This is a genomic window from Noviherbaspirillum sp., assembly GCF_035944575.1.
Classification (GTDB): Bacteria; Pseudomonadota; Gammaproteobacteria; order Burkholderiales; family Burkholderiaceae_D; genus Noviherbaspirillum.
Genome location: NZ_DASZBA010000061.1, coordinates 1 through 12,778, shown reverse-complemented (window position 1 = coordinate 12,778; position 12,778 = coordinate 1). Strand labels below are relative to the sequence as shown.

The window sequence follows — 12,778 nt, the reverse complement described above, 5'->3', positions numbered from 1 at the left end:
CGATGCCGGCAGGTTGAACGTCACCCGTCCCGATGCGGTGCGGGTCGATTCGACGGCCGTATAAGTGCTGCCGTTGGTGGAGAATTCGGCCACGCCGACTTCGCCGGTATCGAGCCCGGAGGTGGTGCGGTCGAAGCTCAGCCGCAGGCCGGTGAAGCCGACGGTGCTGATGGCGGTGGAGGTGATGGCGCCGTCGGTGCAGCCGTAGCAGCCGGACAGGACTGCCGCGCCGGTGCTGGTGCTCACGCTGCCGGCAGCGGTGAACTTGCCAAGGCCGGTACTGAAGCCTTCCTCGAAAACCGCAACCTGCGCCTGCGCGGCCATCGAAAGAAGCAGGCCGCCTGCCAGCATGCCTGCTTTTATCATGTGGCTGCGCGCCGCTGGACGGACAGGGGAAGGTACCGGCAACCGGCCGGTAGTGATGTGATGCTGCATTGTTTTGTCTCCGTGATTATTGATTGGCGCCGACGATGTCTGCACCTTTTGATGTGAATGCTGTTGCTGTGCGATAGGGCGGGGTTGGTTCTCCTGGTTGCGGTTCAACTACGGAAAACGGCTGGCAGCGTGTGCAGTTCCTGCAAAGACACAACGAGCACGCGCTGAAGCAAATTGTGTCCGACTCGTCAGCGAAATAATTGAACGCAGCGGTCGTTGCGGATATAGGAAGGCGTGGTCCCGAACTTGTTCCGCCAGGTCCGCGACAGATGCGCGGAATCGGCGAAGCCGGCGTTATGCGCAACTTCGGTCAGCGAGTGGTCGGCCAGAAACAGGTCCGCGGCGGTCGCCGACTTGTACCAGAACATATAGCTCTTGAGAGACAGGCCGATGGCCGACGAGAAGAAATGGGTGGTCCGGCTTTGCGACAGGCCAAGCTGTTTCGACAGCTCCGACAGCGAGCACATCGGATGGCTTTCCATGATCTGCAGCACAAGTTCGGTATGGCTGCTGCGCCGGTAAAAGATCGGCAGTTGCCCGACGGTTCTCTCCACCACCGCATGGAACAGCGCATCGGCTTCCGATAGGCTCGTCTGGCCCTCGTAGGCACGCAGTAACTGACGGTCCAGGTCGGTGTATTTCTCGCGCGCCAACGGGGTCACGCCGGTATCGGAAAAGCGCCGGAAAGCACGGTAATCAAGGTGGAACGGCGAGATGTTCACGCTGACCAGGCCGATATTCTTTGCATGCAGGTTGCGCGCTACCAGTGGCGACACGGCAATGGCCGGATGCCGCAACCTGCAGCCCGCCGTCTCGAGCTCCAGCGGTTCGCCCGTCGCGGACAGCAGTACGACGGCACTATGGCGGGACGTATTGCGCGTCACTACCCAGGGGCTGGTGTAAATAAATCCCTGGTTGCCGACCCAGTAAATATTGTCTTTCATCAGCGACGAAAGCACGCCGTATGGACGATGGGTTGCGATATGGGAACCCGGGTAGATCAGGGACTGGCCTGGCATGCGTATGGTGTAGCCCGTTGAATGTGCAGTTTGTTGGATCAGGTGGCGTTATTTCCCGGGTGGCATGACATCGGTACTACCGATGGGCACTGCAACATATGCAGTACATGGCGTTTCTCGGGATATCGCGTTTGCTCATAAATGTATTTTTATCAATGAAGAATCTGGCCTTTGCGGAAAGCATTCTGTGCATGGCAAACGTGAAACGATTGAATACAGCGGCTACGTCATACGGTTGTTGTCTTTGGTCAAGTAAACGGAAAATCTGGCCTGATTCCTGATCTTGGGGTTCGAATGGTGCAATCGGTTTTCATGGCACACTGCCCATTCGCCCGACAACATGCACGAATCGCCAATGTCAATTAAGCAACCTGCCGCCGTTACTGTTGATGCACGTTCGGATACCGGGCGCATTGACTCGCTGCTCGCATGGTACTTTGTCATCATCTGGGGATCGGGCTATCTGGCCAGCAAGACAGGCATGCAATATGCCGCTCCCTTTACCTTCCTCACCTTGCGTTACACCTTCGGGATACTCTGCCTGTTGCCGTGGGTGATGATGACGCGCCCCTCCTGGCCATCCGGCCGCCGCGAGTTTGTGCATATTTGCGTTGCCGGACTGTTGATGCATGCCATCAATCTCGGCGGCAGCCATCATGCGCAGTACCTCGGCATGTCGGCGGGCGTCACGGCATTGCTGCTGTCGACCCAGCCGCTGCTCACCGCCGTGATTGCGCATCGACTCATGGGTGAGCGGCTGAATGCCGCGCAGTGGCTGGGCGTGGTGCTTGGTCTTGCTGGCGTAATGCTGGTGGTGTGGCACAAGATCGATGTGAGAGCAGTAACGCACGCCAGCCTGTTTGCCGCCGCAGTGTCGCTGACTGCCATCACTGCCGGCACCCTGTATCAGCGCGCATTCTGCAAGACGGCGGACCTGCGCAGCGCCGCCTTCCTGCAATTCGTCGTTTCATTGGCGGTTCTTGCGCCGCTGGCGTGGATAAATGAAGGCATGGCCGTGCGTTGGAGCTGGCCCCTGGTGCTTTCCATTTTGTTTCTCGTGGTGCTCGCCTCCATTCTCGCCGTCAATGCATTGCATGTATTGATGCGGCGCGGACAGGCGACGAAGGTGACCAGCCTGTTCTTCCTGACGCCTATCGTGGCGGTACTGCTTGAATGGATGATGTTCGGCGTGGTGCCGACCCTGTTCAGCATCGCCGGCATTGCGGTGACGTGTGCGGGCGTGGCCCTGGTATCGGGTATCCGGCGCTAGGCCGATGAGTCTGCAGATTCAATCAGGTTGGAAGCGCGGCGCTCGACACACCGCTTCCATACTGCCCGGGCATCAATCCGTCAGCAGGTTATTGCGCATGCGCCGCACCAGTTGCAAACCGCTATCGATTTCGGCGCTGCTCAATCCCTCCAGCATGACGGTGCGTAATTCGCCGGATATTTTTTCGATGATCCGGATTTGCTCGGCCGCTTTTGTTGTCAGCACCGAATACTTGCGGCGTTTGTCGTCGGGCGATGGAATGCGTGCGATCAGCTCCTTCTGTTCCAGCAGATCCAGCAGCCGGACCAGCGTCGGGCCTTCGATACCCAGCTTGCGCGCCAGGTCGCGCTGCATCAATCCATCGGGGTGACGATGCAATTGAACCAGCACCTGCTGCATCGATTGATTGAGCCCATAGGGCTTCAGGCGCATGTTGATTTCATAGCGCCACGCACGCGAAATCTCGCCGATTGTTTGTCCCAGTTCGCGCTGGCGTTCCGGGAGGGGCAGGTGCTTTTTCTGGTCCATTCGATGGGGGCTTCCGTCTGTCCGGGACATGATACACTAATCGATAGTATTACTAACTAATGTATCTCATGCATTATTTATCTTTGTTGCAACCAGGAAGCTCCGGACTCACGTACCCGCCTATTCATTAACCAACGACCCCATCATGCCGCGAAAGCTCAAGCAACTATTCATTGGCGTAATCATTCTTGCCATCGGCGTTGGCGGGTATTTCGGTCTCCGCAGCAAGCCGGAGCAGACGGTGCAGAAACCGCGCAACGCGGCGCAGACCGTGCTGACGGCGCGCGCCGAACGCAAATCCATTCCCATCACGGTGACGGCAAACGGCTTCGTCACCGCCATCGATACCGTCGAGGTACGTCCGCAGGTGCAGAACGTGGTGCGCAGCGTGCATGTGCGCGAGGGTCAGGAAGTAAAGGCCGGGCAACTGCTGTTCACGCTCGACGAGCGCAGCGACCAGTCCGGTCTCGCACGGGCGCAGGCGGAGGCGGCCAGCGCGCGCGCGGAACTCGCGGAGGCGGAACAGGCGCTCAAGCGCAACCAGGAATTGCTGGAGAAAAAATTCGTATCGCAGGCTGTCGTCGACAGTGCGCGCAGCAAGGTCGAAGCCTTGCGCAGCACGGTACGCGCCGGCGAAGCAAGCGCACGGTCAAGCGCGATCGCGCTCGGAAACAATCGCATCACCGCCAGCATCGCCGGCCGCATCGGCATCATCAATGTGCATCCAGGCAGCCTGGCACAACCGTCCGGCGATCCGATGCTGACCATCTCCCGGCTTGACCCGATCGCCATCACCTTCTCGCTGCCGGAGCGCGAGCTGTCGAACATCCGCGCCACCTATCCGCAGGGCGGCGCGCCGGTCACGGCACTGCTTGCCGGCAACCGCGAAACGCAGGGCAAGCTGGTGTTCATCGACAATGCGGCGGACCCGCAGAGCGGCACCATCCGCATGAAGGCGGAATTCCCTAACAAGGAGCAGTCGCTCTGGCCCGGCACCTACGTCAATGTCCGCCTGGTCTCGCGCACCGTCCCCGATGCCGTCACGGTGCCCACGCAGGCGGTCGTCACCGGACCGGAGGAAAAATTCGTCTACGTCGTGCAGCAGGACGACACGGTGAAGCAGCAGAAGGTCAGCGTGCTCGCCATCGAAAACGGCATGGCCGCGCTGTCCGGTGTCGAGGCCGGCGCACGGGTGGTCGTCGAGGGCGCGCAGAATCTGCGGCCCGGCGGCAAGGTCAAGGAAGCGCCGTCTCCGCAGGCACTGGCAGGCGCGAAACAGGAAGCAACGGAAACGAAATAACGGCGGGCGGACCGGCGGTTGGTGCGATGCCCACGCGGGAAGCAATGAAGCTTCACTCATGCTTCATATTGAAGCGGCATGACAGGAACGACAGTGAATATCTCAGAACTCTGCATACGCCGGCCGGTGATGACCGTGCTGCTGTCCGCCGCGGTGGTAATCGTTGGCATTTTTGCCTACATGGCTCTGCCGATCGCCGCGCTGCCCAGTTACAACACGCCGGTAATCAACGTATCGGCATCCCTGCCGGGCGCCAGCCCTGAAGTCATGGCGGCGTCGGTCGCGACGCCGCTGGAGAAACAGTTCTCCACCATCGCGGGCCTTGCCACCATCAGTTCCAGCAGCACGCTCGGCAGCACTTCCATCACGCTCGAATTTGAACCGAATCGGGATATCGATGCCGCGGCGGTCGATGTGCAGGCGGCGTTGCTGCGAGCACAGCGCGGGCTACCCGATGAAATGACATCACTGCCGGACTACCGCAAGGTGAATCCGGCCGATGCCGCGGTGCTGCTGCTTGCGCTGACCTCGCCCTCGCTCTCCCTGTCCGAGCTGAACGACTACGCCGAAAACCTCATTTCCCCGGCGCTGTCCACGATCAGCGGTGTGGCGCAGGTGCAGGTGTACGGCCAGCGCCGCTATGCGGTGCGTATCCGCGTCAAGCCGGATGAACTTGCCGCACGCAACATGACGCTGGACGAAGTCGCCACCGCGCTGCGCGCCGCCAACGCCAACACGCCGGTCGGCACGCTTGACGGTCCGCGCCAGACACTGACACTGCAAGCCAACCGGCAGTTGCAGAATGCCGCCGCGTTCGCCGACCTCGTCATCAAAAGCAACCAGGGCGTGGTGACGCGGCTGAAGGATGTGGCGCTGGTGGAAGACAGCGTCGAATCGACCAAGAGCGGAAGCTGGGTCAACGGCAGCCCGTCCATTGTGCTGGCGGTGCAGCGACAGCCGAATGCCAACACCGTAGCGGTGGTGGATGCGGTGAAGCAGACCCTGCCGCAGTTCGAGTCGCAGATGCCGGCCTCGATCAACGTGCAGGTGCTCAACGACCGCTCGATGTCGATCCGCGAAGCGATCCACGACGTGGAGCTCACCTTGCTGCTGACGGTGGCGCTCGTCGTGCTGGTGATCTTCCTGTTCCTCAAGCGGCTGTCGGCCACCGTCATCCCGGCACTGTCGCTGCCGATCTCGCTGATCGGCTGCTTTGCGCTCATGTATTGGCTCGGTTACAGCCTCAACAATATTTCGCTGCTTGGCATCACCATCGCGGTGGGACTGGTGGTCGACGACGCGATCGTGATGCTGGAAAACATCGTGCGCTACATGGAAGAGGGCATGGAGCCGCTGGCGGCAGCCCTGAAAGGCTCGCGCGAAGTCAGCTTCACCATCCTGTCGATCTCGATTTCGCTGGTGGCGGTCTTCATTCCGATCTTCTTCATGCCGGGCGTGATCGGCCTGCTGTTCCACGAATTCGCGGCGGTGGTATCGCTGGCGGTGCTGGTGTCGGCGGCGGTGTCGCTGACCCTGGTACCGATGATGTGCGCCTTCTACCTGAAGCATGAAAAGCACGACGCCCACAAGAAGGAGAATTTCGTCATCCGTGCCTTCGATCGCATGTTTGATGCCGTGGTGCGTGCCTACACCCGCGGACTCGACTGGTCGCTCGCGCACCGCTTCACGGTGCTGATGGTGGCGTTCGCCACCTTTGGGTTGACCGCCGCGCTGTTCGTCACGATTCCCAAGGGATTCTTTCCCACTGAAGACATCGGGCAGATCAGCGCGCAGTTGCGCGGACCGCAGGATGCGTCGTACCCGACCATGGCGGCGCTGGTCAAGCAGACCGCCGACATCATCGGCAGCGATCCGAATGTCGTCAGCGTCACCTCGCGCGTAAGGGAAGGCAATACCGGTTTCCTTTTCATCGGCCTCAAGCCGCGGTCCGAGCGGGCAAATATGGATACCGTACTGCGCGATTTGCGGCGCAAGGTTTCGGCGGTACCCGGCGCGTCGGTGTTCCTCACGCCGGTCCAGAACTTGCGCCTTGGCGGACGCACCAGCGCCAGCCGCTATCAGCTGGTGCTGCAAAGCGTGCGTGCGAAGGAACTCGACGAGTGGGCGGAAAAGATGCAGGCGCAAATGCGCGCCGACCCGGCCTTCCTTGATGTCACCAGCGATACCCAGATGCGGGGCCTGGAGGCGGTGGTGGACATCGACCGCGATCGCGCCAACGCCGCCGGGGTGCGCGTCGACGATATCCGCACCGCGCTCTACAGCGCCTACGGCGAGCGGCAGGTATCGACCATCTTCACCAGCAGCAACAGCTATTCGGTCATCATGCAGGATGCGAATGCCGGCAAGCAGGATGAGAACGACCTTGCCAAGGTCTATGTCCGCAGCGACACCGGCACCTTGCTGCCGCTGACCAGCGTGGCTACCGTGCGGCGCACCGCCGGGCCGATCTCGGTCAACCACCAGGGCCAGCTCGAAGCGATCACGCTGTCCTTCAACCTGCCGCCCGATGTGCCGCTCGGCGAAGCCACGCGCAAAATCGACGCCATGAAGGCGCAGATCGGCATGCCCGCCAGCATCATCACGTCCTATGCGGGCGATGCGGCGGTATTCCAGTCGTCGCAGGCCAGCCAAGCGGCATTGCTGATCCTCGCGGTGCTGGTGATTTATGTTCTGCTCGGCGTTCTGTACGAGAGCTACATCCACCCGATCACCATCCTTGCCGGCCTGCCGTCGGCGGCGGTTGGCGCCTTGCTCACGCTGCGGCTGTTCGGCTTCGACCTGACCCTGATCGCCACCATCGGCATCCTGCTGCTGATCGGCCTGGTCAAAAAGAACGCGATCATGATGATCGACTTCGCGCTCGATGCCCAGCGCACCCAGGGCATGGCGCCGACGGAAGCGATCCGCACCGCCTGCCTGCTGCGCTTCCGCCCGATCATGATGACGACACTGACCGCGGCCGTCGGCGCCTTGCCGATCGCGCTCGGCCTCGGCGCCGGCGCGGAACTGCGGCAGCCGCTCGGCCTTGCCGTGGTGGGCGGGCTGCTGGTGTCGCAGGTGATCACGCTGTTCATCACGCCGGTGATTTACCTCTATCTCGACCGCTTCAGCGGCAAGGGTCCGCTGGAACTGCCGGCCGACAACAAGGCGCTGCCGGGCGATGCGGTGCCTGCCCACGGAACCTGAACATTGGAGCGGCCATGCACACATCCGGATTGCCCGGCATCTTCGTATCCCACGGTGCGCCGACGCTGCTGCTGGAAGACGTGCCGGCCAGGCACTTCCTCGCCGGGTATGGCCAGCGTCTCGGCAAGCCGCGCGCGGTCATCGTCATCTCCGCCCATGATCTGGCCTCGACGTCGGTCGTGAGCACTGCGCCGCGCCATCATGCGGTGCATGATTTCCGGGGATTCCCGCAGGCGCTGTACGAAATGGATTACACGCCGCCCGGCGATGCGCCGCTTGCGCAGAAGGTCGCCGCCATGCTGCGTTCGGCCGGGATCGCCGTGGAAGAAGCGGAGAATCCCGGCCTCGATCATGGTGCCTGGGTGCCGCTCAAGCTGATGTACCCGGAGGCGGATGTGCCGGTGGTCAGCGTATCGCTCGACATGTCGCTGCCGAATGCACGCCTGATCGACATCGGCAGGGCGCTCGGCGGATTGCGTGCCGACGGCGTGCTGATCATGGCGTCAGGCAGTTTCACCCATAATCTGCGCGAGTTCCGTCCCGGCCAGTTGCATGCCGAGGCGCCCGCGTATGCAGTCGAGTTCGCCGCCTGGATGACCCGGGTACTTATTGCACGCGGCGACCAGGCGCTTATCGAATGGGAGCGCAACGCGCCGCATGCACTGCGCGCGCACCCGACCACCGAGCATTTCATGCCTCTGCTGGTCGCATACGGAACAGGTGACGACCATACCGACATCCTGCATGAAAGCTTCACCCATGGCGTGATCGGCATGCATGCGTTCGCATTTGCGTAAACCCTGCCGGCGATTTCACGCCAAACATTTCCATGCCTTCCCGGTAAGGCCGGTTCCACAATCTTCCGCGACGCATCGTCTCCTTTTTGCCTTCCGAACATCGCCGGGCGGGATTCCGCAGGGGACATTTGCAGATACGGCGATCGGGATCTGATGGGGCGTAGTCGGACTCTCTTCCCCTGGAATGGGAGGGGGTGATGGCGGCTTTCGGTCCGTATGAACGCGAACGGAGACTACCGCTTCCCGCAAACAAACACCTCCACCTCAGGCGCATTCTCCGCCTCGCCAATTACGTCGCCAAACGAACGGCACCGCCCCGCTGCGCACAACTCGTAGTCCGCAACATACACGGAACGCGTCAGCTTAAGCCGCGGTAACGCCGGCAACGCAGGCGCGTAGTGCCAGACGCCATCCTTCAATACCGCGCCTTCCGGCGGCTCCATGCCTGCGCCGGACCCACGGATGCGCGCCTCGACCAGTTCAAGCTTGTCGCCGGCCAGGCGGTAATCTTCTTCCCAGCGTATTTTTTCGATGGAGTGCGTCCAGGCCAGGGTGAAGGCCTGGAGCGGCAGGGCGACCGTGATGGCCGCCGCTGCCAGGCAGAGGGCTGTCATGCAAGCGCCAGCCGGCGCTTCTGCCAGAAATGCCAGGCGAAGAATAGCGCGGCCATGCCCAAGCCGAGTTCATCCGTGATCGGCAAGGCGACAACCAGCAAGGCTGCGGCTGCGGTGATGAAGATGCGTTCGACCAGCTTGAGCGGTGCCCAGAAGTAGCCGACTGCTGCAGCACTCCATAGAGTGATGGCCAGCAATGCCTTGAAAACGACATAGATCACGCCCAGCGCAGTCCAATTGCCCTGCAGCATCAGCGCCGGCGTATAGACGGCCATGAAAGGCACCACATAACCGGCGATCGCAAGCTGAGTTGCCTTCCAGCCGGTCTTGTCCGGATCGTCTTTTGAAATCGATGCCGCTGCAAATGCCGCCAGCGCCACCGGCGGGGTGAGGTCGGCCATGATGCCGAAATAAAACACGAACATATGGCTGACGATCAGCGGTACCTCGAGCTGCAGCAGCGCCGGCGCGGCAATCGCGCTGGTGATGATGTAGTTCGGGATAGTCGGAATGCCCATGCCCAGAACAAGGCACACCAGCATGGTCAGCACCAGCGAAATGAACAGGCTCTTCTCGCCGACGGTCAGGATGAAACCGGCGAAGGAGGACGCGGCGCCGGTCAACGTCAGCACGCCGATGATCACTCCCACCACCGCGCAGGCGACGCCGACCACGAGGCCCTGCTTGGCGCCGTCCACCAGGCTGGACTTCATCGTCTGCAGGGTCTTGTGTCCGCCCTGGATGAAGAAGCAACACAGGCACAGCAAGGCGATCACGCCGAGGATGGGATAGATGCCGAATTCAAGGAAGGTGGCGGCGGCAAGCCCGGTCGCGATCCAGAACACGTAGCGGAACGCATGCATCGAAATGCGCGCCGCCACGGCCGCGCCCAGGATCAGGATGGCGGTCAGCGCCAGACCGGTCAGGCCGGCGAACATCGGCGTGAAGCCATGGAACAGCATGAACACCAGCGCCGCCAGCGGCAGCACCAGGTGCCAGTCCGCCTTGATGGCTTTCCATGCGCTCGGGCACTGTTCTTTCGGCAGGCCCATCAGTTTCAGGCGACCGGCTTCAAGGTGCACCATGACGAAGACGGTAAAGTAATACAGCAAGGCCGGGATGATGGCGGCCTTCACGATTTCCGAGTACGGCACATTCAGGGTTTCGGCCATGATGAACGCCACCGCGCCCATCACCGGCGGCATGATCTGCCCGCCCATCGAGGCGGTTGCCTCCACCGCGCCGGCGAAGACGCCGGAATAGCCGAAGCGCTTCATCAGCGGAATCGTGAACTGGCCGACGGTCAGCACATTGGCGACGCCGGAACCGGAGATAGTGCCCATCATGCCGGACGACACCACCGCCACCTTGGCCGGGCCGCCCTGTGCATGGCCGACCAGGCCGAGCGCCACGCTGTTGAACAGCTTGATCATGCCGGCGTGTTCGAGGAAGGCGCCGAACAGGATGAAGAGAAAGATATAGGTTGCCGACACCATGGTCGGAATACCGAAGATGCCTTCGGTGCCGATGAAGAGCTGGTCGACGATCTGGTCGAAGCCGAAACCGCGATGCGCCAGGGAGCCGGGCAGGTATTCGCCGAATAATCCATACAGGAGGAAGGCGGCGCAGATGATCGGCAGGGCCAGGCCCATGATGCGCCGCGCCGCCTCGAACACCATGACGACCATGATGGTGCCGACCACCAGGTCGGTCATGCTTGGATCGCCGGCACGCTGGATCAGGTCGGCCTCGAAAATCCAGTGATAAGTGGATAGCACGAACGCGCTTCCGGCCAGCAGCCAGTCATACCACGCAACCCGTGAAAGGTCGCTGTGCTTGACGGCGGGGTACAGCAGGAAGGTGATCATCAGCAGGAAACCGACGTGCAGGGAGCGGATCACAAGGCTGGACAGCGGATGAAAGGCCGCGACGATCAACTGATAGGTTGAAAAGGTCAGCGCGGCCGCGATCACGATCTTCAACGCATAGCCGCCGAGCTTGCGCTGGAGGCCATGTTCCTGGAATTCATCGGCGGCCACCTGGCCGGGCGCGGGGTGAAGCAGTTCTGCCATGCTTGTCTCCTGATTCGGCCGGAAAGCATTGCAACCGCTTCCGGCCGTGGCTTGCTTTGTCTCGTTATTTATTTGCGAACCAATTACTTCATCAGCCCGATTTCACGGTAGTACTTCTCCGCGCCGGGATGCAGGGGAACAGGGCTGCCCTTGAGCGCATTGTCCTTCGTGATGGCCTTGCCTGCGGCATGTGCCGCGACCAGTTTGTCGAGGTTCTCCCACATGCTCTTGGTCATCGTGTATACGACGTCGGCAGGCACGCCTTCATGGGTGACGAGGAAGTTCTGGATAGCGGCGGTCGGCACTTCGGTGTCCTGGCCCTCATAGGTCTTGGCCGGGACGGTCGCGGCCTGGTAGGCCGGGTCGCCCACCTTGGCGATGACATCTGCCGGGACCGGCACCATCACGATCTTCACCGACGTCGACAGGTCGCGCACCGCGGCGACGCCGAGCCCGGCGGAAATCAGCGTGGCGTCGAGCTGGCGGTTCTTCATCAGTTCGACCGACTCGCCGAACGGCAGGTACTCGACCTTGCCGAGATCCTTGTAGGTCATGCCGGCGCCTTTCAGGATGGCGCGCGCATTGAGCTCGGTGCCGGATTTCGGCGCGCCGACGGCAAGGCGCTTGCCCTTGAGATCGGCCAGGGTCTTGATGCCGGAATCGGCGCTGGCGACGATCTGGATGTAGTTCGGATAAATGCCGGCGACGCCGCGCAGCTTCTTCAGCGGCGACTTGAAGCCGGCTTCCTCATCGCCCTTCCATGCGTCGGACAGCGAGTCGGCCAGGGTGAAGCCGATTTCTCCACGGCCTGCATGCAGCAGGTTGAGGTTCTCCGCGGAGGCCTTGGTCGCTTGTGCCGAAATTTTTGCGTCCGGCATCGCCTTGCCGTAAATCTGGGTCAGCGCCACGCCCATCGGATAGTAGACGCCGCTGGTCCCGCCGGTCAGGACATTCACGAACTTCTGCTGCGCCTGTACCGGCGCACTGGCCAGCAAGGCGATGCCGGCGACAGCGAAAAAGCGACCTAGAAATCGATTGATCATGTTTTATCTCCTGTGGTTGTTAGCGCCCGTATGAATACGCTAGCGGACAGGCCGGGATCAGGGTGAAACCGGCCAGCGCAATATGTGTTCAGACAGGCTTTTATAGGAAGCGAGCGCTTCCGTGTCCACCATTGTAGTAGGCTTTGGCGGACGCCGTGCCACACAGGAAATAAACGTCAAGTCACTGAAACGACGGTGGTTTTTCTCAATGCATGAGACCGTCGCCCGCGTCAGGGATGGGAAGCCGCGGGCCCCGCATGGCCCGACGGCCTCCACCGCTTCAGCAGCAGGGCATTGCTGATCACGCTTACCGAGCTGAATGCCATCGCCGCGCCGGCCACGACCGGATTGAGCAGGCCGAATGCGGCCAGCGGAATGCCGATCAGGTTGTAGATGAAGGCCCAGAACAGGTTCTGCCGGATCTTGCGGTAGGTCCGGCGCGATACATCAATCGCATCGCCTACCAGCGCCGGGTCCCCGCGCATCAGCGTCA

At 61.7% G+C, this 12,778-nt stretch carries 10 protein-coding genes and 1 pseudogene; 4 read left to right on the top strand and 7 right to left on the bottom strand.

Features of this window, described 5'->3' with window-relative positions:
- Both VGU61_RS03490 and VGU61_RS03485 read right to left on the bottom strand, forming a co-directional pair.
- The coding region (locus VGU61_RS03490) for a hypothetical protein (RefSeq protein ID WP_326857711.1) at window positions 1-435 on the bottom strand (435 nt) is incomplete at its 3' end.
- Between the two features lie 188 nt (window positions 436-623).
- The gene (locus tag VGU61_RS03485; RefSeq protein ID WP_326857710.1) at window positions 624-1,454 is read right to left on the bottom strand and encodes a helix-turn-helix transcriptional regulator; all 831 of its coding nucleotides are present in this window, start codon (window positions 1,452-1,454) and stop codon (window positions 624-626) included.
- Between the two features lie 355 nt (window positions 1,455-1,809).
- On the opposite strand from VGU61_RS03485, the gene VGU61_RS03480 reads away from it, so the two are divergent.
- Window positions 1,810-2,724, top strand: coding sequence for a DMT family transporter (locus VGU61_RS03480; RefSeq protein ID WP_326857709.1), 915 nt, complete (start codon window positions 1,810-1,812; stop codon window positions 2,722-2,724).
- A 72-nt stretch (window positions 2,725-2,796) separates the two neighbouring features.
- On the opposite strand, the gene VGU61_RS03475 is transcribed toward VGU61_RS03480, so the two are convergent.
- Window positions 2,797-3,252 carry a MarR family transcriptional regulator gene (locus VGU61_RS03475; RefSeq protein ID WP_326857708.1) on the bottom strand — a complete coding sequence of 152 codons (456 nt, stop codon included), beginning with the start codon at window positions 3,250-3,252 and terminating at the stop codon, window positions 2,797-2,799.
- Between the two features lie 145 nt (window positions 3,253-3,397).
- On the opposite strand from VGU61_RS03475, the gene VGU61_RS03470 reads away from it, so the two are divergent.
- From VGU61_RS03470 to VGU61_RS03460, 3 genes are all read left to right on the top strand, one after another.
- Window positions 3,398-4,552: an efflux RND transporter periplasmic adaptor subunit gene (locus tag VGU61_RS03470; protein WP_326857707.1), complete on the top strand. Its 1,155-nt coding sequence runs from the start codon at window positions 3,398-3,400 to the stop codon at window positions 4,550-4,552.
- 93 nt (window positions 4,553-4,645) lie between these two features.
- On the top strand, window positions 4,646-7,759 hold the full coding sequence (locus VGU61_RS03465) for an efflux RND transporter permease subunit (RefSeq protein WP_326857706.1): 3,114 nt from the start codon (window positions 4,646-4,648) through the stop codon (window positions 7,757-7,759).
- Window positions 7,760-7,773: 14 nt separating this feature from the next.
- Window positions 7,774-8,556: a class III extradiol ring-cleavage dioxygenase gene (locus VGU61_RS03460; RefSeq protein WP_326857705.1), complete on the top strand. Its 783-nt coding sequence runs from the start codon at window positions 7,774-7,776 to the stop codon at window positions 8,554-8,556.
- 233 nt (window positions 8,557-8,789) lie between these two features.
- Here the strand turns inward: VGU61_RS03460 and VGU61_RS03455 are convergent, their stop codons facing one another.
- From VGU61_RS03455 to VGU61_RS03440, 4 genes and pseudogenes are all read right to left on the bottom strand, one after another.
- On the bottom strand, window positions 8,790-9,170 hold the full coding sequence (locus VGU61_RS03455; RefSeq protein WP_326857704.1) for a DUF1850 domain-containing protein: 381 nt from the start codon (window positions 9,168-9,170) through the stop codon (window positions 8,790-8,792).
- Window positions 9,167-11,242, bottom strand: a complete 2,076-nt coding sequence (locus tag VGU61_RS03450; RefSeq protein WP_326857703.1) for a TRAP transporter permease — start codon at window positions 11,240-11,242, stop codon at window positions 9,167-9,169. The genes VGU61_RS03455 and VGU61_RS03450 overlap by 4 nt, the downstream gene beginning before the upstream one ends.
- A gap of 83 nt (window positions 11,243-11,325) precedes the next feature.
- Window positions 11,326-12,285, bottom strand: coding sequence for a TAXI family TRAP transporter solute-binding subunit (locus tag VGU61_RS03445; protein ID WP_326857702.1), 960 nt, complete (start codon window positions 12,283-12,285; stop codon window positions 11,326-11,328).
- A gap of 230 nt (window positions 12,286-12,515) precedes the next feature.
- A pseudogene (locus VGU61_RS03440) lies at window positions 12,516-12,778 on the bottom strand (copper-transporting ATPase); the annotation flags it as partial.